The sequence below is a fragment of the Paracoccus sp. (in: a-proteobacteria) genome, assembly GCF_030538755.1.
Classification (GTDB): domain Bacteria; phylum Pseudomonadota; class Alphaproteobacteria; order Rhodobacterales; family Rhodobacteraceae; genus Paracoccus.
Window position 1 is genome coordinate 34,690 of record NZ_JAUNTJ010000008.1, and the last position, 17,610, is coordinate 52,299.

The 17,610-nt window shown below is 66.6% G+C and carries 20 protein-coding genes; 13 read left to right on the forward strand and 7 right to left on the reverse strand.

Going from position 1 to position 17,610, the window contains the following annotated elements; all coding sequences use genetic code 11:
- From Q4G14_RS06795 to dxs, 5 genes are read left to right on the forward strand one after another with little or no spacing between them, the layout of a single operon-like run.
- Window positions 1-951 (forward strand): carbon-nitrogen hydrolase family protein, encoded by a 951-nt coding sequence (locus tag Q4G14_RS06795; RefSeq protein ID WP_303360978.1) that lies wholly within the window; start codon window positions 1-3, stop codon window positions 949-951.
- Window positions 948-1,868, forward strand: a complete 921-nt coding sequence (locus Q4G14_RS06800) for a histone deacetylase family protein (protein WP_303360979.1) — start codon at window positions 948-950, stop codon at window positions 1,866-1,868. Before Q4G14_RS06795 ends, Q4G14_RS06800 begins: the two co-directional genes overlap by 4 nt.
- The gene (locus tag Q4G14_RS06805) at window positions 1,865-2,101 is read left to right on the forward strand and encodes an exodeoxyribonuclease VII small subunit (RefSeq protein ID WP_303360980.1); all 237 of its coding nucleotides are present in this window, start codon (window positions 1,865-1,867) and stop codon (window positions 2,099-2,101) included. The genes Q4G14_RS06800 and Q4G14_RS06805 overlap by 4 nt, the downstream gene beginning before the upstream one ends.
- Window positions 2,101-2,964: a polyprenyl synthetase family protein gene (locus Q4G14_RS06810; RefSeq protein ID WP_303360981.1), complete on the forward strand. Its 864-nt coding sequence runs from the start codon at window positions 2,101-2,103 to the stop codon at window positions 2,962-2,964. The genes Q4G14_RS06805 and Q4G14_RS06810 overlap by 1 nt, the downstream gene beginning before the upstream one ends.
- A 24-nt stretch (window positions 2,965-2,988) precedes the next feature.
- Window positions 2,989-4,908, forward strand: a complete 1,920-nt coding sequence (dxs, locus tag Q4G14_RS06815; RefSeq protein WP_303360982.1) for a 1-deoxy-D-xylulose-5-phosphate synthase — start codon at window positions 2,989-2,991, stop codon at window positions 4,906-4,908.
- A gap of 3 nt (window positions 4,909-4,911) precedes the next feature.
- On the opposite strand, the gene Q4G14_RS06820 is transcribed toward dxs, so the two are convergent.
- Window positions 4,912-6,219, reverse strand: coding sequence for a hypothetical protein (locus Q4G14_RS06820; protein ID WP_303360983.1), 1,308 nt, complete (start codon window positions 6,217-6,219; stop codon window positions 4,912-4,914).
- 162 nt (window positions 6,220-6,381) lie between these two features.
- Between Q4G14_RS06820 and Q4G14_RS06825 the strand changes: the two genes are divergently transcribed.
- On the forward strand, window positions 6,382-6,513 hold the full coding sequence (locus Q4G14_RS06825) for a hypothetical protein (protein ID WP_303361052.1): 132 nt from the start codon (window positions 6,382-6,384) through the stop codon (window positions 6,511-6,513).
- Window positions 6,514-6,584: 71 nt separating this feature from the next.
- On the opposite strand, the gene cysW is transcribed toward Q4G14_RS06825, so the two are convergent.
- Genes cysW through Q4G14_RS06845 form a run of 4 tightly spaced genes read right to left on the reverse strand, consistent with a single transcriptional unit; the run spans window position 6,585 to window position 10,369 of the window.
- Window positions 6,585-7,412, reverse strand: coding sequence for a sulfate ABC transporter permease subunit CysW (gene cysW, locus Q4G14_RS06830; RefSeq protein ID WP_303360984.1), 828 nt, complete (start codon window positions 7,410-7,412; stop codon window positions 6,585-6,587).
- Between the two features lies 1 nt (window position 7,413).
- A complete protein-coding gene (gene cysT, locus Q4G14_RS06835) occupies window positions 7,414-8,271 on the reverse strand; it encodes a sulfate ABC transporter permease subunit CysT (RefSeq protein ID WP_303360985.1) in 858 nt (285 codons plus the stop codon).
- Entirely contained in the window at window positions 8,268-9,272 is a 1,005-nt protein-coding gene (locus Q4G14_RS06840; RefSeq protein ID WP_303360986.1) for a sulfate ABC transporter substrate-binding protein, read from the reverse strand. Before Q4G14_RS06840 ends, cysT begins: the two co-directional genes overlap by 4 nt.
- The gene (locus Q4G14_RS06845) at window positions 9,269-10,369 is read right to left on the reverse strand and encodes a sulfate/molybdate ABC transporter ATP-binding protein (RefSeq protein ID WP_303360987.1); all 1,101 of its coding nucleotides are present in this window, start codon (window positions 10,367-10,369) and stop codon (window positions 9,269-9,271) included. Before Q4G14_RS06845 ends, Q4G14_RS06840 begins: the two co-directional genes overlap by 4 nt.
- A gap of 407 nt (window positions 10,370-10,776) precedes the next feature.
- On the opposite strand from Q4G14_RS06845, the gene Q4G14_RS06850 reads away from it, so the two are divergent.
- From Q4G14_RS06850 to Q4G14_RS06880, 7 genes are all read left to right on the forward strand, one after another.
- Window positions 10,777-11,556 (forward strand): SDR family oxidoreductase, encoded by a 780-nt coding sequence (locus Q4G14_RS06850; protein ID WP_303360988.1) that lies wholly within the window; start codon window positions 10,777-10,779, stop codon window positions 11,554-11,556.
- Window positions 11,557-11,635: 79 nt separating this feature from the next.
- Complete coding sequence (locus Q4G14_RS06855; RefSeq protein WP_303361050.1) at window positions 11,636-12,721, forward strand: ABC transporter ATP-binding protein; 1,086 nt, start codon at window positions 11,636-11,638, stop codon at window positions 12,719-12,721.
- Window positions 12,722-12,859: 138 nt separating this feature from the next.
- Window positions 12,860-13,288: a hypothetical protein gene (locus tag Q4G14_RS06860; protein ID WP_303360989.1), complete on the forward strand. Its 429-nt coding sequence runs from the start codon at window positions 12,860-12,862 to the stop codon at window positions 13,286-13,288.
- 9 nt (window positions 13,289-13,297) lie between these two features.
- A complete protein-coding gene (locus Q4G14_RS06865; RefSeq protein ID WP_303360990.1) occupies window positions 13,298-13,936 on the forward strand; it encodes a MotA/TolQ/ExbB proton channel family protein in 639 nt (212 codons plus the stop codon).
- Between the two features lie 3 nt (window positions 13,937-13,939).
- Window positions 13,940-14,401 (forward strand): biopolymer transporter ExbD, encoded by a 462-nt coding sequence (locus Q4G14_RS06870; RefSeq protein ID WP_303360991.1) that lies wholly within the window; start codon window positions 13,940-13,942, stop codon window positions 14,399-14,401.
- Window positions 14,398-14,808 (forward strand): biopolymer transporter ExbD, encoded by a 411-nt coding sequence (locus Q4G14_RS06875; RefSeq protein WP_303360992.1) that lies wholly within the window; start codon window positions 14,398-14,400, stop codon window positions 14,806-14,808. The genes Q4G14_RS06870 and Q4G14_RS06875 overlap by 4 nt, the downstream gene beginning before the upstream one ends.
- Window positions 14,805-15,860 (forward strand): hypothetical protein, encoded by a 1,056-nt coding sequence (locus Q4G14_RS06880; protein ID WP_303360993.1) that lies wholly within the window; start codon window positions 14,805-14,807, stop codon window positions 15,858-15,860. Before Q4G14_RS06875 ends, Q4G14_RS06880 begins: the two co-directional genes overlap by 4 nt.
- Window positions 15,861-15,902: 42 nt before the next feature.
- On the opposite strand, the gene tagH is transcribed toward Q4G14_RS06880, so the two are convergent.
- On the reverse strand, window positions 15,903-16,979 hold the full coding sequence (tagH, locus tag Q4G14_RS06885; RefSeq protein ID WP_303360994.1) for a type VI secretion system-associated FHA domain protein TagH: 1,077 nt from the start codon (window positions 16,977-16,979) through the stop codon (window positions 15,903-15,905).
- A gap of 15 nt (window positions 16,980-16,994) precedes the next feature.
- Complete coding sequence (locus tag Q4G14_RS06890) at window positions 16,995-17,597, reverse strand: hypothetical protein (protein ID WP_303360995.1); 603 nt, start codon at window positions 17,595-17,597, stop codon at window positions 16,995-16,997.
- Window positions 17,598-17,610 lie beyond the last annotated feature (13 nt).

Consider the following 17,610-nt stretch of genomic DNA (forward strand, 5'->3'; position numbering starts at 1 on the left):
ATGGAGGGGGAGAGTTTGGGCAAGATCAAGGTGGCGGTGGCGCAATTACCGGGCGCGCCTGCCGATGCGATGGTGGCGGCGCAACAGGCGGCGGATGCCGTGCGCGAGGCCGGGGCGCAGGATGTGCGGCTGGTCGTATTCCCCGAGGCTTTTCTGGGCGGCTATCCCAAGGGGGCCAGCTTTGGTGCCCCTGTCGGCCTGCGCAAGCCCGAGGGGCGCGAGGCGTTCTTGCGCTATTACCGGGCGGCGGTTGATCTGGACGGGCCAGAGGTGGCGCTTTTGCTGGACGCCTGCACTGAGACCGGGGTGTTTGCGGTCATCGGTGTGATCGAGCGCGATGGCGGCACGCTGTATTGCACGGCCCTGTATATCGACGGCGCGCGCGGGCTGGTGGGCAAGCATCGCAAGCTGATGCCAACGGCGGCCGAGCGGCTGATCTGGGGCTATGGCGACGGGTCCACCATGGCGGCGGTCAAGGCGGATTTCGGCACGGTTGGTGCGGTGATCTGCTGGGAAAACTATATGCCGGCCTTGCGGATGCATATGTATGCGCAGGGTGTGCTGTTTTACTGTGCGCCAACCGTCGATGACCGCGACAGCTGGCTGCCGACGATGCAGCATATCGCGATGGAGGGGCGCTGCTTTGTGCTGACCGCCTGCCCGCGCATCACCCGCGCAGCCTATCCCGACGATCACGAATGCGCGCTTGGCGATGATCCCGACACGGTGCTGATCCGGGGTGGCAGCGCCATCATCGGGTCTTTGGGGCAGGTTCTGGCCGGGCCGGATTACAGTAGCACCGGGCTGATCTGCGCCGAGGTGGATGCCGATGACGCGATCCGGGGCAAGTTCGATTTCGATGTGACCGGCCATTATGCCCGCCCGGATGTCTTTCAACTGGGTGTGGATACGCGGGCGCGATCTGCCGTGGTGGCCGGGGTGGCGGAATGACGACCGCGCTGTTCACGCATCCTGCCGCCGACGGGCATGTCACCCCGCCCGGCCATCCCGAACAGGTGGCGCGTCTGGCCGCTGTGCTGGATGCGCTGGCCGATCTGGACCTTGACCGGCACGAGGCCCCCTTGGCCGACGAATCCGAGGTTCTGCGCTGTCACCCCGCCCGTTATCTTGAGCAGTTACGCGCCGGTCTGCCCGATTCCGGCAGCGCGACGCTGGATGCCGACACGCATCTGTCGCCGGGCAGTCTCGACGCTGCGCTGCGGGCCGTGGGCGGGGCGAATGCGGCGGTGGATGCGGTGCTGTCGGGGGCGGCGGGCAATGCCTTTGTCGCCATGCGCCCGCCGGGGCACCATGCGGAAACCGCCACTGCAATGGGGTTCTGCCTGTTCGGCACCGTGGCGATTGCCGCGCGGCGGGCGCTGGATCACCACGGGCTGTCGCGCGTGGCCGTGCTGGATTTCGACGTTCACCACGGCAATGGCACGCAGGATCTGTTGTGGGACGAGGCGCGGGCGTTTTTTGCCTCGACCCATCAGATGCCGCTTTATCCGGGCACCGGGGCGGCGACGGCGCGCGGGGCGCATGGCCAGATCCTCAACGTGCCGCTGCCGCCCGGATCGGATGGCGCAACGGCGCGGCAGGCGTGGGATGCGATCCTGCGCCGGATGGAGGCGCATCACCCCGAACTGGTGCTGATTTCCGCCGGCTTTGATGCCCATGCCGATGATCCTCTGGCGGAACTGAACTGGCACGAGGGCGATTTCGCCGCCATCACCCGCGCCATCTGCACCGCTGCGGTAGCGGCGGGCGCGCCGGTGGTATCCTGCCTTGAGGGCGGTTATGATCTGCCCGCGCTTGGCCGTTCCGCCCGCGCTCATGTCCAGATTTTGCAGGAGTTTTCCCGATGACCGATCTAAGCGCGCTGTCGTTCGAGGACGCGATGAAAGAACTTGAACAGGTGGTCGGCAAACTGGAACAGGGCGAGGCCAGCCTGGACGAATCCATCGCGCTGTATGAACGCGGGGCCGCCCTGCGCGCCCATTGCGAGGCGCGGCTGAAGGCGGCGCAGGAACGGGTGGACAAGATCACCCTGTCGCAATCGGGCGAGCCGACCGGCACCACCCCGGCCGAGGGGCTGTGATGCACGACCGGCTGGCCGATGTTGCGGCGCAGGTTCAGGCGGCGCTGGACCTTGCCATCATGGCGCTGCCGCCGGGCGAATTGCGCGATGCCATGGCCTATGCCGCACAGGGCGGCAAGCGGCTGCGGGCGTTTCTGGTGATGGAATCGGCGCGGCTGCACGGGGTTTCCGATGCGGCAGCCCTGCCGGTGGCCGCCGCTGTCGAGGCGCTGCACGCCTATTCGCTGGTCCATGACGATCTGCCCGCGATGGATGATGACGACCTGCGCCGGGGCCAGCCGACCGTGCATGTCACATGGTCCGAGGCGACGGCGATTCTGGCCGGTGACGCCCTGCAAACGCTGGCCTTCGATCTGCTGACCGCCCCGGCCATCGGTCCCGATGCCGCCCGGCTGGCGCTGGTCGCTGCGCTGGCCCGTGCCGCCGGGGCGCAGGGCATGGTCTGGGGGCAGGCGCTGGATATTGCCGCCGAAACCGCGCCCGAACCGCTGGATCTGGATGCGATCATCCTGCTGCAAAGCGGCAAGACCGGCGCGCTGATCGAATTCGCCGCCACCGCCGGGCCGCTGATTGCGGATGCTGATCCGGCACCGCTGTCGGCCTATGCGCAGGCGCTTGGGCTGGCGTTTCAGATTGCCGATGACATTCTGGATGTCACCGGAAACGAGGCCGCCACCGGCAAGCGCGTGGGCAAGGACGACGCCGCAGGCAAGGCCACCTTCGTATCGCTGCTGGGGCTGGATGGCGCGCGCGACCGCGCGGCGGCCCTGGCCGATCAGGCGGTGGCCGCGCTGTCACCCTATGGTGAAAACGCAGGAAACTTGCGCGAACTGGCGCGTTTCGTTATCGAACGCGACACCTGACCGACACGCCCGGAGGGCCAGCCAATGACAGCCACAGACCACCGCCCGGCGACTCCGACCCTTGACCGGGTGACTCTGCCATCAGACCTGAAATCGCTGACCGACCGCGAATTGCATCTGCTGGCCGATGAATTGCGCGCCGAAACCATCAGCGCGGTCAGCGTGACCGGCGGCCATCTGGGCGCGGGGCTGGGCGTGGTGGAACTGACCGTGGCGCTGCATGCGGTGTTCGATACGCCGCGCGACAAGATCATCTGGGATGTCGGGCATCAGTGTTACCCGCACAAGATCCTGACCGGGCGGCGCGACCGCATCCGCACCCTGCGCATGGGCGGCGGGCTGTCGGGCTTTACCAAACGCACCGAAAGCGCCTTTGACCCGTTCGGCGCGGGCCACTCCAGCACCTCGATTTCCGCCGGGCTGGGGTTTGCCGTGGCGCGCGATCTGGGCGGCGATCCGGGCGATGCGATCGCCGTCATCGGCGACGGCGCGATGAGCGCGGGCATGGCCTATGAGGCGCTGAACAACGCCGGTCATCTGGGCACGCGGCTGTTCGTGATCCTGAACGACAACGAAATGTCCATCGCCCCGCCGGTCGGCGCGATGTCATCCTATCTGACGCGGCTCTATGCGGGCGGCCCGTTTCAGGAACTGAAAGCGGCGGCCAAGGGCATGGCCAGCCTGCTGCCCCCGCCTCTGGCCGAAGGGGCCAAGCGCGCCAAAGACATGCTGAAAGGCATGGCCATCGGCGGCACCCTGTTCGAGGAACTGGGCTTTTCCTATATCGGCCCGGTCGATGGCCACGATCTGGACCAGCTTTTGCCGCTGCTGCGCACGGTCAAGGCGCGGGCCACGGGGCCGGTGCTGATCCATGCGGTGACGAAAAAGGGCAAGGGCTACGCCCCCGCCGAACGCGCCGCCGACCGGGGCCATGCGACGGGCCGGTTCGATGTGGTGACGGGCCAGCAGGCCAAGGCGGTGTCCAATGCGCCCAGCTATACTGCGGTGTTTTCGCAGGCGCTGATCGCGGCGGCGGAACGCGACGACAAGATCACCGCCATCACCGCCGCGATGCCCGATGGCACCGGGCTAAAGGCCTTTGCCGACCGCTTTCCGCGCCGCTGCTTTGACGTGGGCATCGCCGAACAGCATGCCGTCACCTTTGCCGCCGGTCTGGCGGCGGGGGGGATGCGGCCCTTCTGCGCGCTCTATTCGACATTCCTGCAACGCGGCTACGATCAGGTGGTGCATGATGTGGCGGTGCAGGGCCTGCCGGTGCGCTTTGCCATCGACCGCGCCGGTCTGGTCGGGCAGGATGGCGCGACCCACGCTGGCGCCTATGACATCGCCTTCCTTGCAAACCTGCCCGGCATGGTGGTGATGGCCGCCGCAGACGAGGCCGAGCTGACCCATATGGTCGCCACCGCCGCCGCCCATGACAGCGGCCCCATCGCATTCCGCTTTCCCCGCGGCGAAGGCACCGGGGTCGAGATGCCTGAACGCGGCGAATTGCTGGAAATCGGCAAGGGCCGCATGATCGCCCAAGGCTCGCGCGTCGCCATCCTGTCGTTCGGCACCCGCCTTGGCGAAGTCCTCAAGGCCCGCGAATCGCTGATGGCACGCGGCATCACCCCCACCGTCGCCGACGCCCGCTTTGCCAAACCGCTGGACCGCGACCTGATCCTGAACCTCGCCACCACGCATGAGGCGCTGATAACCGTCGAAGAAGGCGCGATCGGCGGCTTTGGCAGCCATGTCGCGCAACTTCTGGCCGAAGAAGGCGCGTTCGACCAGGGGCTGAAATTCCGCTCGATGACCCTGCCCGACGCCTTCGTCGATCACGACGCGCCCTTCGCGATGTATGACACCTCGGCCCTGAACGCCCCGCATATTGAAACGAAGGTGCTGGAAACACTTGGCGTCGCGGTGGCGAAACGGGCCTGAGCGTTACTGCGCCCAGTCCAGTTCCGAAGACACCAGATCAAGCTGCCCGGTGCCGCCGCCAAAATTCACCTCACCCAGAGGGTCGCTGATATCAAGGAAAAATGGCCCGATTTCTGGCATTCCCTGCACGTTCATCACCGTGCCGCCGAAATGGAGCGGACCATAATCGGGCTGCTCGGGCAAGGCATCCCATTCATCACTGTAAGCGGCTATATATCCATCACGGTTTTCTTCGGCGGCACCGATCAGATCATCAAACGGAATCCGCCCGGTGTTATAATCATCGCTGACCTCGGTCAGTTTCAAACGCCTTATCGCCCATTTGTCGCCGACCACCTCGCCCCAATCGGCCGCGCGCTGGCTGGTTGTCTTATCCAGCCAGATCGGCGGCGCGCACATGCTATTCGCTGCCGTTGTGATCGGATCGGGTGGCAGGCAGGGGGCACCGCTCAGTTCATCTTCGGTTAACCAGATGACGGCGAATGTGTTGTGAAGGATGTCCTTGGCCCTGAAGTCCATCGGGTGGCGGTTACGCAAGTGATCCAGAAATGGCGCAAGCTCGGGCTCGACCGATTGGGGCAGATCGCGGCCATCAAAGATGATGTTCATAAGATCCGAGACGCGCCTGGAAACCGGGCTTTCGCTGGCGGTCTCGCTGAAAAAGGCCAGTGCGACAAACTGCGGCCCTTTAACGCGATAGGGGGCCGGGACGCGGACAGTAAAATGATGCTCCAGCGGGTGGCCGGTGTTTTGCGACAACGGCCATTGCGCCTGTATGATCCCACGCGGCAGACCGCAGCACCAGCCATCGGGCGCATCCGCGTCGCGTGGTAAAGCGCCGGGCAAGACCTGCCCGTTAAACGAAACCTTGGGCCGGGGGATCGGAATGACATGTTCGGGGTAAACTGCGTCCCTGTTGTTTCGTCTGACTGTGTTTACCTTGTCCCCGGTCAGTGAAACGGTCTGATTCACGCCGCCGGGCAGAACCATTGAAGCGGTTGCAAACCAATTTGCACCCGGCTGTCCGATGGTCCGAATGTAGGGCAATTGTTGCAAGTCGGCATGGCTCATCCGCATTCGTACGCCGCCGATCTCGGTTTGCGGGTCGAAATGTAGCAAATATTGCACCGAGCCTACGCGCCCGTCACGATCCAGTCGCGCCTTGAAGCCGTAATGTGCTTCAAGATAGGTAATCCACCCTCGCTCTTCCGGCGCAGGCGGGCGCCAGCGGCTGCCAATAGCTGCGGCCAGCGTTTTCATGTCATCACCCGGCACAATATCGGCCAACGCTTTAAGATCAACCTCGGTCAACGGTGCCCCCCCATAAGCACGCCAGGCAAGCCGACCAGGACTGTGACAAAGAAGGTGGTTTGCAGGAACAGGCGTCGTTTGATGCTCATATGATGGCTAGTCTGATTGGTGTGGGCAGCATGGTCAACTGTGACTTTGGCCCTGATATTGAAATTCCGCTCGATGACCCTGCCCGACGCCTTCGTCGATCACGACGCGCCCTTCGCGATGTATGACACCTCGGCCCTGAACGCCCCGCATATTGAAACGAAGGTGCTGGAAACACTTGGTGTCGCGGTGGCGAAACGGGCCTGACAGGCATCTTTGGTCCGATAAATATCCCACGGGGGTCCGGGGGTGTGAAACCCCCGGCCTTTGGGCGCAACCTACCCCCGCCGCGCTTCCAGCACCGATTTCACCCCCATCGTTACCAGCGCGATCAGGGTCAGCGTGGATGCTGCGGCGAAGGCGCCGGTGGTGTTCAGATCGTTGAACATCAGCTCGACCTGCAAGGGCAGGGTGTTGGTCTGGCCACGGATATTGCCCGAAACCACCGAGACGCCGCCGAACTCGCCCACGGCCCGCGCCGTGCACAGAACTGCGCCATAGAGCAGCGCCCATTTGATATTGGGCAGGGTCACGCGGCGGAACATGGTCCAGCCGCTGGCGCCAAGGGTCAGCGCGGCCTGTTCCTGCTCTGATCCCTGCGCCTGCATCAGCGGCAGAACCTCGCGCGCGACAAAGGGGGCGGTGACGAAGGCCGTGACCAGCACGATACCGGGCAGCGCGAACATTACCTGCCAGCCCTGATCGGCCAGCCACGGCCCCAGCAGACCCTGCCGCCCATACAGCAGCAGATAGCAGATGCCGGCGATGATGGGCGAAATCGAAAACGGAATCTCGATCGCTGTCACCAGTAGCCCGCGCCCCGGAAAGCGGAACCGCGCCACCGCCCATGCGGCTGCCACGCCAAAGGCAATGTTCAGCGGCACCACGATCAGCGCGGTGATGGTGGTCAGCCACATCGCGTGCAGCGTCAGCGGGTTCAGGATGTTCGACGCATAGACCGCCCAGCCCTGCGCAAAGGCGCGCACAAAGATATAGGTCAGCGGCGCCACCACGATCAGCAGCGTCAGCACCACCGCCAGCCCGATCAGCAGGCGCGGGGCCAGACGGCTTTGGCCGGGGCGCAGCGGAACGGCGGCATGTGACATCTCAGGCCCCCTTGTGGCGCATGGCCCAGGCTTGCAGGCGGTTCGACACCAGCAGCAGCACCAGCGCAAAGAACAACAGCACCAGCGCGACGGCCGCCGCGCCGCTGTAATCGAATTCCTCCAGCCGGATAAACGCCAGCAGGGCGGCGATTTCCGTTTTGAAGGGCAGGTTTCCGGCGATAAAGACGATGGCCCCGAATTCCCCCAGCGACCGGGCAAAGGCCATGGTGCAACCCGCCAGATAGGCCGGCAGAATCTGCGGAAAGACCACGCGGCGGAAAATCTCGCCCTCGGACGCGCCAAGCGTTCGGGCGGCCTGTTCCAGCGATGTGTCCAGATCCTCTAACACCGGCTGAACCGTGCGCACCACAAAGGGGATCGAGGTAAAGGCCATCGCCAGTGCCACCCCCCAGATGGAATAGACCACGCTGATCCCGTTCGGTTCCAGCCACGCGCCGAACCAGCCATTGGCCGAAAACAGCGCCGTCAGCGACAGCCCGGCCACGGCCGTGGGCAGCGCGAAGGGAATATCCATCAGCGCATCCAGCAGCCGCTTGCCCGGAAAGTCATAGCGCACCAGCACCCATGCCATCAGCAGCCCATAGACCGCGTTGAACAGCGTCGCCAGCAGCGCCGCTGTCAGCGTTACCTGAAACGCCGCCAGCGCGCGGGGCGAGGTGACGATGGTCCAGAACCGCACCGGGCCGATTTCCGCCCCCTTCAGGATCAGCGCCAGAACCGGGATCGCGACGATCACGGTCAGATACAGCAGCGTCGTGCCAAGGCTCAGCGTGAACCCCGGCAAGACGCGCTTGGCCCGGACGGGCGGAGCGGCAATGGGTGCGGCGGCAAGGCTCATCGGTTGACGAAGACCTGATCCAGAATCGCGCCATCGGCCAGATGATCGGCGCGCACGGCATCCCAGCCGCCGAACACGTCATCCACCGTGACCAGGTCGACCTCGGGGAAATCGGCGGCGTGCGCCTGTGCCACGGTGGGGTCGTTCACGCGGTAATGGTTCTGCGCCAGCAGTTCCTGCGCCTGAGGCGAATAGAGCCAGTTCAGATAGGCCGTCGATACCTCGGTCGAGCCGTTCCTTTCGGCATTCTCGGCGACCACGGCCACCGGGAAGGCCGCGAACAGCGACATCGAGGGCGTGACCCGTTCAAAGCCCTTGTCGGCATATTGCGCGGCGATCTGGGCGGTTTCGGCCTCGAACGTCACCAGCACGTCGCCGATTTCACGCTCGGCAAAGGTCTGGGTGGCGGCGCGGCCCCCGGTGTCGAAAACCGGCACGTTCGACAGCAGTTTGCGGATGAATTCCTGCGTCGCTGCCGGATCGCCGTTGTTCTGCGCCAGACCATAGGCATAGGCGGCCAGATAGGTGTAACGCGCGTTGCCGCTGGTTTTCGGGTTCGGGAACACCGGCGCCACGTCGTCGCGGGCAAGGTCGGACCAGTCGCGGATATTCTTGGGGTTGCCCGCGCGCACAAGGAAAGCGGGCAGCGAATAATAGGGCGAGGCCCCGTTGGGGAACTGGTCGCGCCAGTCGGCGGGCAGCAGCCCGCCTTCGGCCAGCACGTCGATGTCGGTTTCCTGATTGAAGGTCACGACATCGGCGTTCAGCCCTTCCAGAATGGCGCGGGCCTGACGCGAGGAACCGCCGTGGCTTTGTTCGATGGTCACGCTGCGCCCGGTATCGGCCTGCCATTTTTCGGCAAAGGCGGGGTTCAGCGCCTCGAACAATTCGCGGGCGATGTCATAGCTGACGTTCAGGATGCGGTCTTGCGACAGTGCCGGGGTGGCGGCGGCACCAAGCGCGGTGGCCAGTGCCAGCGCGCGGATCAGGCCGGTTTTCATAGGCGGTTCTCCTTGATCGGGGAAAGGATGGCAGGCTCGGGCAGCGTGGTGGCGGGCCGGGCTGCGGGAAAGATCGCACCAGCCAGCGGACGCAGGCGCAAGGCGGCACCGGCTTCCAGCCGGGGCGCGGTATGGCGGGGCAGGTCGGCGGTTATGCGGGCATTGCCGGGACCGTGCAATTCAAGGCGGATCAGCGCGCCGGTGCTGGTCTTTTGCGCCAGCCGCCACGGGCTGGCCGGGTCGGGCTGCACGGTGATGGCGTCGGGGCGCAGGAACAGCGTGGCCGGACCATCGGGCAGGGCGCGGCGGTCCAGCGCCGATGTGTCCAGGCCCGGTGCCTGCGCCCGGCCCGCGCGCAGGGTCACGGGCAGTTCGATCACCGCGCCCATGAAACGGGCGACAAAGGGCGTGGCCGGGTGGTCGTGGATCTGCTCGGCGCTGCCGATCTGTTCGATCTTGCCCTCGCCCATCACCACCACGCGGTCGGCCAGTTCAAAGGCTTCTTCCTGATCGTGGGTGACAAAGATGGTGGTGCTGCCGGTCTGGTCATGCACCTCGCGCAGCCAGCGGCGCAGATCGCGGCGGATGCCGGCATCCAGCGCGCCAAAGGGTTCGTCCAGCAGCAGGACCGAGGGTTCGATGGCCAGTGCCCGCCCCAGTGCCACCCGCTGCCGCTGCCCGCCCGACAGTTGCGCCGGGAAGCGGTCGGCCAGATGCCCGATTTGCAGGAAGTTCAGCAAATTATCGACGGTTTCGGCAATTTTTGCCGCGCCGGGCCGTTGTTTGCGCGGGCCGACGGTCAGGCCAAAGGCCAGATTGTCGCGCACCGTCATATGCGGGAACAGCGCATAATGCTGAAACACGAAGCCGATGCGGCGGGATTGGGCGGGCAGGGCCAGCCAGTCGGTTCCGGCGACGGTCAGTTCCCCGGCCTCGGGCCATTCCAGACCGGCGATGATCTTGAGAAGGGTGGTTTTCCCCGACCCGGACGGGCCAAGCAGGGCCACCAGCTCGCCATCGCCGACCGTCAGATCGACGCCGCGAAGCACCGAGGTGGTGCCAAAGCTTTTGGTCATTCCGCGGATCGAGATGGACATGGCTGTCTCCTAAGGTTCAGGCCGGGAAATATTTCCTGAAACGGGGCAGATCAACGGGATGGCCGGTGTCTTGCGGCCTGTTGCCCGGATTTCGGCGGGATATTGTTCCGGCGCCGCGGTGATCCGGCTGATGCTGGTCGCGCGGCCTGCCACCTGCGCAAACGCTGTTCGCCGGGCGCGGGGCGGGGCGCATCATCGTCCTTATTTGGGGTTGTGTCATGTTGGGCTGGCCCGGACAACCGCAGGCGTTGCCGGGGTGGCGCGGTATTGCCCCAGGGTGCGTATTTGGGCAAACAGGAAGCGGGGGCGGTGTGCCCCATGTCATGGCCGGGTCGTTTGCGGCGCGCGGCGGTTTGACAAATGCGGCGCGGCGCGCTTCCTTGTGGCAGCACAGCAGGAGAGCGGCGATGGATCTGGGTATCAGGGGCAAGCGGGGGCTGGTCTGCGCCGCCTCGAAGGGGTTGGGGCGCGGTTGCGCCGAGGCGCTGGCCGAAGCGGGTGTCGATCTGGTCATCAACGCCCGCACGCGCGAGGCGATTACCCAGACCGCCTATGAGATTGCGTCGAAATACGGGGTGCAGGTCACGCCAGTTGCCGCCGATATCACCACGCCCGAGGGGCGCGCCAAGGTGTTAGAGGCCGTGGGGCAGGCCGATATTCTGGTGACGAACGCCGGTGGCCCGCCGCCGGGTGACTGGCAGGATTGGGACCGCGACGATTTCATCCGCGCGATTGATGCCAATATGCTGACCGCCATCGCGCTGATGCAGGCGCTGGTTCCGGGGATGATGGAGCGCGGCTGGGGCCGGGTGGTCAACATCACCTCGGCTGCGGTGCGTTCGCCCGTGCCGGTGCTGGGGCTGTCGAATACCGCGCGCACCGGGCTGACCGGCTTTGTCGCGGGCATGTCGCGGCAGGTGGCGGGCAGCGGGGTTTGTGTGAACAACATCCTGCCCGGTCTGCACGCTACGGATCGCGCCGTCAGTCTGGATACGACCGCCGCCGCGCAGCAGGGCATCACCCCCGCCGAGGCCGAGGCAAAGCGCAAGGCCACAATCCCGGTCGGCACTTATGGCGAGGCCGCCGATTTCGGTGCGGCCTGTGCGTTCCTGTGCAGCCAGCAGGCGCGGTTCATCATCGGGCAGAATCTGCTGCTGGATGGTGGCGCGCTGAATGTCACGGTTTAGGGGGGGGGGGCTTGTGCCCGGCGGGGTGGATTGTCAGGCCGGGCCTGTGCCGCAGGATGAGCGACATACCGTGACGACGATTGCCACGCCCCGGCTAGAGGTGAAACATCTGTCGCGCCGTTTCGGTGATCGTAAGGTGGTGGACGATGTGTCCTTCGCCGTGCCCGCCGGTCAGGTTGCCTGTCTGCTGGGGCCGTCGGGTTGCGGCAAATCCACCACGCTGCGCATCGTGGCCGGGGTGGATATTCAGGATGCCGGGCAGATTCTGGTCGATGGCAAGCTGGTCTGCGATACCGTGTTCCGCATTCCGCCGGAACGTCGCGGCATCGGCCTGATGTTTCAGGATTTCGCGCTGTTTCCGCATCTGTCGGTGGCCGAAAACGTCGCCTTTGGGCTGCGCGGCGGGGCCTCGGCGCATCGTAGCCGCGTGGGCGAGCTGTTAGAGCGGGTGCATATGTCGCGCCATATCGACAGCTATCCCCATGCCTTGTCGGGCGGCGAGCAACAGCGGGTGGCGCTGGTCCGTGCGCTGGCCCCGCGTCCGCGCGTGATGCTGATGGACGAACCCTTCAGCGGGCTGGACGAACGCCTGCGCGACGGTATCCGCGACGAAACGCTGGCGCTGCTGAAAGAAGAAGGCACCGCCGTTCTGCTGGTCACGCATGAGCCGCACGAGGCGATGCGCATGGCCGATCTGATCCTGCTGATGCGCGACGGGCGGATCGTGCAGCAGGGCGCGCCCTATAATATCTATAACGCGCCGGCTGATCGCGCGGCGGCGGCGTTTTTCAGCGACATCAATGTGTTGCAGGGCCGGGTTGCAGGCGCGCTGACCGCGACGCCCTTTGGCGATTTTCTGACGCCGGGCGTGCCTGACGGAACCGAGGTCGATATTGTGATCCGCCCGCAGCATCTGAAGATTGACTTTGACCGCGCGGGCCAAGGCCCCGCGCCGACGCCGCAGAACGGCACCGCCGCCCATGCCTTTGTGCGCCGCGCGCGGTTTCTGGGGCGGGAATCGCTGGTCGAATTCGTGACCGAACAGGGCGGCATCGCGCTGACGGCGGCGGTGCCGGGCGTGTTCCTGCCGCCGGTGGGCACACCGATGTGGCTGATGCTGCGCCGGGATCGGGTGCTGGTTTTCCCGCGGGAAACGCGGGTATGATCTGCGCATCGCGCAATGTTCTGCCACAAGTTGTTCGTTTGATGCCTGAATCTGCTTAACCGTGCCGCAAACTGTGTTATCCCTAGCTTGCTCTGATTCACGAGGTGAAGTTTGCTGCGTTCCTTTTTCGCTCTGCTGATGTCTGTCATGCTGATGGCGTCGCTGCGCCCCGATGCGGTGCTGGCGCAGGGGGCTGGTGCGGATGATGGCCGCATCGTCGTTGAACTGAACAATGCCGCCGATACCGAAACCGGGGCCTGCCGCCTGACCTTTGTTGCCGCCAACCACAGCGACACCGGGTTCGAGGCGGCGTCCTGGCAGGTGGGGGTGTTCGACGCGCAGGGGATCGTGCGGTCGATTCTGGTGCTGGAATTCGGCGCGCTGGCCCAGAGGCGGACCCGGATCGTGCTGTTCGATCTGCCGGGGCGGCCCTGCGCCGATATTTCCCGCGTGGTGGTGAATGATGTCGCGGCCTGCCGTGTGCAGGGCGGTGGCGCGGCGATGTCTGATGTCTGTCTGGATGCGCTGACTCCGCGCAGCCGCACCGACATTGCCTTTGATCTGTAAGGGGGCCGGATGTCCGAAATCATGCCGATCCTGAACCTGTCCACGCTGGCGATCTTTGCGGCGCTGATCGTGCTGTCGGTGCTGGCGCTGACGGTGACGATCTTCAAGGTGATGCAGTTCCGCCGCATGGGCGTGGGCCGCCGGGCCGAGGCCGAGGCCGCGCTGGACGACTGGCTGAACGGGCGGCCCGATCAGGCGATCACCGCCGCCGGGCAGGGGCGCAGCGTGCTGACCCGCGTGCTGGCCCCGGTGATGGAGGGGCTGCGCGCCCGCCCCGGCGACACGACCTATGCCGAGGAACTGGGGCGGCAGTCCGCGCTTGAGGAACTGGCGGCGCTGAACGGGCGGATGCGTCTGCTGGAGGCCGTGGTGCAGGCCGCGCCGATGCTGGGCCTGCTGGGCACGATCATCGGCATGATCGACGCCTTTTCCGCGCTGTCGCTGTCGCAAAGCGCGGTTGATCCGGCGTTGCTGGCCAATGGGATCTGGACGGCGCTGACCACCACCGCCATCGGTCTGGCCATCGCGCTGCTGACCTATTTCGCCGCCAACTGGCTGGAGGCCCGGATCGAGGCAGAACGTCAGCGCATGGAAATGATTATCCCCGCCGCGATCCTTGGCCGGGTCGGGCTGTCGGGGCGGCGCTAGGGCGTGGCGACGGCGGCTCTGCACCGGATTGACCTGCCGCGCCACCAGCGGCGCTATGGCTTTGCGCTGACGCCGCTGGCGGATGCGATGTTTCAGGTGCTGATCTTTTTCATGCTGTCATCGAATCTGTCGCCCTATTCGTTGCTGGACCTGCGCGGGGGGGCGCTGGCGGTGGGCGGTGGTGGCGGTGATGCGCCTGATCCGGGGCAGCAGGCGGCACCGGCGATGCCTGCCGGTGAAACCGCGATCTGGTCGGTCAGTGGCGATGGAATCGTGGCCTCGGGGCAGCGGTTCGGCTTTGACCGGCTGCCGGATCTGGCGGCGGCGCTGGATCAGGCGGGCACGGCGCGGGTGCTGCTGGTCTCGCAGCCGGGTGCGCAGGTGCAGAACCTTGTCGCCGTGATCGAGTCGCTGTCGCTGGCCGGGATCAGCGATGTTCAACTGGCGCGAGGGCCGGGCGGATGAGCGTTTCCCTGCCCTCGCACCCGCATCCGCGGCGGATCGACGTTTCGCTGGCGATCGTGAATATCGTGCTGCTGCTGATCTTTTTCTTTCTGGTCAGCGGTCAGATCGGGGCCAGCGACCGTGCCGTGATGCCGGACCTGCCCGAGACAGCCGAGCTGCCGCTGGATCAGCTGCCCCGCCCGATCCTGATCGTGACGCCGCAGGGCGACTGGCTGTTGAACGATGAGCCTGTCGCGCCCGATCTGCTGGGGGTCGCGCTGGCGCAACTGCCGCAGCCGGTGACGCTGAACGTGCTGATCGACCGCGCCGCCCCGGCGGATGTGCTGGTGGCTCTGCTTCAAGACCCGGCCTTGCAGGGCGTGGCGATGCGGCTGGTCACGCTGCGCCACCGGGGCGGGCGGGCATGAGGGTGCCGGTCTATGAAAGCGGCGGGCATTGGGCGCAGGCGTTAAGCCTTGCGCTGGCGGCGCATCTGGCCATCGCGGCGCTGTTCGTGGATCTGCCCGGCTGGCGTCGCGCGGCGGATCAGGGGCCGTCCGCGCCGGTTCAGGTGCAGGTCACGGGGCTTGCCGTCGAAACCGCCAGCCTGGCCCCAGCCACCCTGACCGAGGCGGTTCCGGTTCAGCCGCAGCTGCTGCCCCCCGCCGAGGCGGCGCAGCCGGCCGTGGCGGGCGCATTTGCCGGGGAACAGGCGGTCACGGTGCCGCCGGTTGCGGTGATCGCCCCCGGCGAGGTTGCCGGCGTCGCCACGTCACCTGTTGCCGCCGGGGCGCCTGCGCCTGCCGCGCAAGACGGCACCGGCGATGTTGCCGGGATGCAGCCCTCCGGCCCGACCGACGCCCGGCAGGCGCAGGCGGTGGAATCGCTGATCGCGGCGATCCGGGGCAGGCTGGCCCAATCCTGCCTGATCGCCGTTCCCGCCACCGCCCCGGACGGCGCGGTGGAACTGACGGTGATCGGCGCGGGCGATCAGGATATTGCCGGGTTCGGCCAGGACATCGCCGCGCAGGCGCAGGGGGTGGCCTTGCTGGAGCGGTCAATTCTGCTGGATGCGCGGCAATGCCCGGCACTGGCCTATGCGCGGGCCTCGGCCAGCTATCCGGTTGGCGCGGTGGCGATTTCGCTGGCGCAGCCGGTGGTCGGGTCGGGCGACAGTCTGCGCGGTTCGGTCAGCGGTCAGGCGGTGCTGGTGCTGGTCGATGACAATGGCGTGGTGCAGGATCTGACCCGCTTCAGCGCGGCGCAGGATGGCGGCGGAGCCATGCAGTTCGACGTGCCGGTGCGCCGCAATGGCAGCGCGCGCGACACCAGTCAGATCGTCATGGCGCTGACCGGGCCGGGCATGGCCGAGGCGGTGGCGCAGAACGCAGGCCAGACGGCTGAACGGTTCTTTGCCGCCCTTGGCCCGCAGCCGGGGCCGGGGGTGCAGGTCGCCGTCGCCGGGTTCTATCTGCGCTGAGCGCCCCGGCCCCGGTCGCGCCCCGCCTGCGGCCCCCGCAGATCAGCGCGGCAGGTTATTCGCCGTAGGCTGGCCGTCGATGGCGTCGCGATAGGCGGCGGCGAACAGATCAAGAAATTCGTCCAGCATCCCGTTATCGTGCCGTTCGGTCTTGGCACGCCAGCGGGCGGCATAGATTTCCCATGCCTTGGCGGCGCGGTTGCCGCCCTGACGGTTGGTTTCGGCCTCGGCCTCGATCCCGTCGGGGTCCAGATCGGCCAGCAGCCGGGCCAGCGCCGGTTGCAGCGCGGCGAACAGCGCCGACTGGTGCAGCCGCAGATCGGCCAGCGCATCGTCCAGACCCTGCGGCCCGGTCAGAAAGCCGGGGCGCGGGCGCAGGAACATCGCCTCGATGGCCTGATCCGGGGTCGGCAGGAATTTCAGCGGGTTGTTGTCATGTTCGGCCTGCATCGTGCCTTCGCCCGCGCGGGTGAACTGTTTGGCGGCGGCGCGATCTTGCAGGGCCAGCATGATCTGTTCGCTGATCCGCCGCACCGATTGCCCCAGCGCCAGCGCCAGCGCCGGGCCATCGGCCTGTGTATACAGATCGGGCGGCAGACCGGCACCGTTGCAAAAGGCGGTGATGACATCGCCGGCGGGGATGGCCGGGGCGGGGGTCTTGATCCCCGTCACCTCGTGCCGGGGGGGCGGGGGCAGATCGGCCAGCCCCTCATAGGCCGGTGGCAGAGGCGTGGGGCGGACCGGGCGCGACAGATCGGGCAGCGATTCCGCGGTCAGCGGCAGGGGGGCGTCGGGCGCGGCCTCGCCCTCGATCAGTGCGACGATCAGATAGGGGCCGACCTGAAAGCGGTCGCCGTGGCGCAGCCGGTGCGGCCCGTCCAGCCGGAACCGCTGGCCTTGCAGAAAGGTGCCGTTGGTGGACAGATCGCGCAGCCACCAGCCATCGCCCTGCCGCGAGACGTCGAAATGATGGCCCGACACATGGCGGCTGTCATCGGGCAGCACCCAGCCCATGCTGGCCGAGCGACCCGCGCTTAACCCGGTGTCGGGCACCGTGATCTGCGACGGATCGGCCCCGGTCAGGCTGGTATGGCTGTCGATGTGCAGGGTCAGGGTCATGGGCGGCCTGTGCGGTCAATAGGCGCGGAACAGCGGCTCTGCCATATCGACAAAGCGCGCCAGATAGCCGGGGCGGCGGTGCAGATCGGTGCGGGCCAGACAGGTCAGCACCGCGCTGCTGACGGCGCGGGGGCAGCGGTGCAGCGGCGCGGGCAGCGGATCGTTGGGCGCCACCGGCCCCCCCGACCACGCCACCGCCAGCCCCAGCATGACCGAGGGCGACCGCGACGGCGCCCAAAGTGCATCGCGCGCAATCCGTTGCCGCATGTTGGTGGCGGGGTGTTGCAGCCAGGCGGCGATCAGCTCCATCATCGGGCGGTCCATCGGGTCGAGATGGTCGGCCATCATCCGCAGCGCCTCGTATCCCCAGCGGATCGCCGTCTGCGGCAGGGCGGCAAAGGCGGTAAAGGTCAGCGCGTCTTCGGGCGTGGGCGAGGACCGCAGCCGGGTCAGAAAGGCCAGCGAATCTTCGGCCGGGCGCGGGCGTTGCTGGGTCAGTTCGGCGATCTGCGGCAGGTTGATGAATACCGCCTGCGGCGATTCGTAGCGCAAAAAGCCCATCGGCGGGCGTGTCTTTTCTGCATCTGTCCGTATCGGCTGCGGGGAAAGGTCGGTCATGTCCGGTTACGCC

Excerpts from the sequence above, each read along its gene's own strand:
- Q4G14_RS06890 (WP_303360995.1), bottom strand. The coding sequence starts at position 17,597 with ATGACCGACCTTTCCCCGCAGCCGATACGGACAGATGCAGAAAAGACA.
- Q4G14_RS06795 (WP_303360978.1), top strand. The coding sequence starts at position 1 with ATGGAGGGGGAGAGTTTGGGCAAGATCAAGGTGGCGGTGGCGCAATTA.
- Q4G14_RS06850 (WP_303360988.1), top strand. The coding sequence starts at position 10,777 with ATGGATCTGGGTATCAGGGGCAAGCGGGGGCTGGTCTGCGCCGCCTCG.
- Q4G14_RS06805 (WP_303360980.1), top strand. The coding sequence starts at position 1,865 with ATGACCGATCTAAGCGCGCTGTCGTTCGAGGACGCGATGAAAGAACTT.
- Q4G14_RS06825 (WP_303361052.1), top strand. The coding sequence starts at position 6,382 with ATGACCCTGCCCGACGCCTTCGTCGATCACGACGCGCCCTTCGCGATG.
- Q4G14_RS06880 (WP_303360993.1), top strand. The coding sequence starts at position 14,805 with ATGAGGGTGCCGGTCTATGAAAGCGGCGGGCATTGGGCGCAGGCGTTA.
- Q4G14_RS06875 (WP_303360992.1), top strand. The coding sequence starts at position 14,398 with ATGAGCGTTTCCCTGCCCTCGCACCCGCATCCGCGGCGGATCGACGTT.
- Q4G14_RS06860 (WP_303360989.1), top strand. The coding sequence starts at position 12,860 with ATGTCTGTCATGCTGATGGCGTCGCTGCGCCCCGATGCGGTGCTGGCG.
- Q4G14_RS06810 (WP_303360981.1), top strand. The coding sequence starts at position 2,101 with ATGCACGACCGGCTGGCCGATGTTGCGGCGCAGGTTCAGGCGGCGCTG.
- cysW (WP_303360984.1), bottom strand. The coding sequence starts at position 7,412 with ATGTCACATGCCGCCGTTCCGCTGCGCCCCGGCCAAAGCCGTCTGGCC.
- tagH (WP_303360994.1), bottom strand. The coding sequence starts at position 16,979 with ATGACCCTGACCCTGCACATCGACAGCCATACCAGCCTGACCGGGGCC.
- cysT (WP_303360985.1), bottom strand. The coding sequence starts at position 8,271 with ATGAGCCTTGCCGCCGCACCCATTGCCGCTCCGCCCGTCCGGGCCAAG.
- Q4G14_RS06845 (WP_303360987.1), bottom strand. The coding sequence starts at position 10,369 with ATGTCCATCTCGATCCGCGGAATGACCAAAAGCTTTGGCACCACCTCG.
- Q4G14_RS06800 (WP_303360979.1), top strand. The coding sequence starts at position 948 with ATGACGACCGCGCTGTTCACGCATCCTGCCGCCGACGGGCATGTCACC.
- Q4G14_RS06840 (WP_303360986.1), bottom strand. The coding sequence starts at position 9,272 with ATGAAAACCGGCCTGATCCGCGCGCTGGCACTGGCCACCGCGCTTGGT.
- dxs (WP_303360982.1), top strand. The coding sequence starts at position 2,989 with ATGACAGCCACAGACCACCGCCCGGCGACTCCGACCCTTGACCGGGTG.
- Q4G14_RS06865 (WP_303360990.1), top strand. The coding sequence starts at position 13,298 with ATGTCCGAAATCATGCCGATCCTGAACCTGTCCACGCTGGCGATCTTT.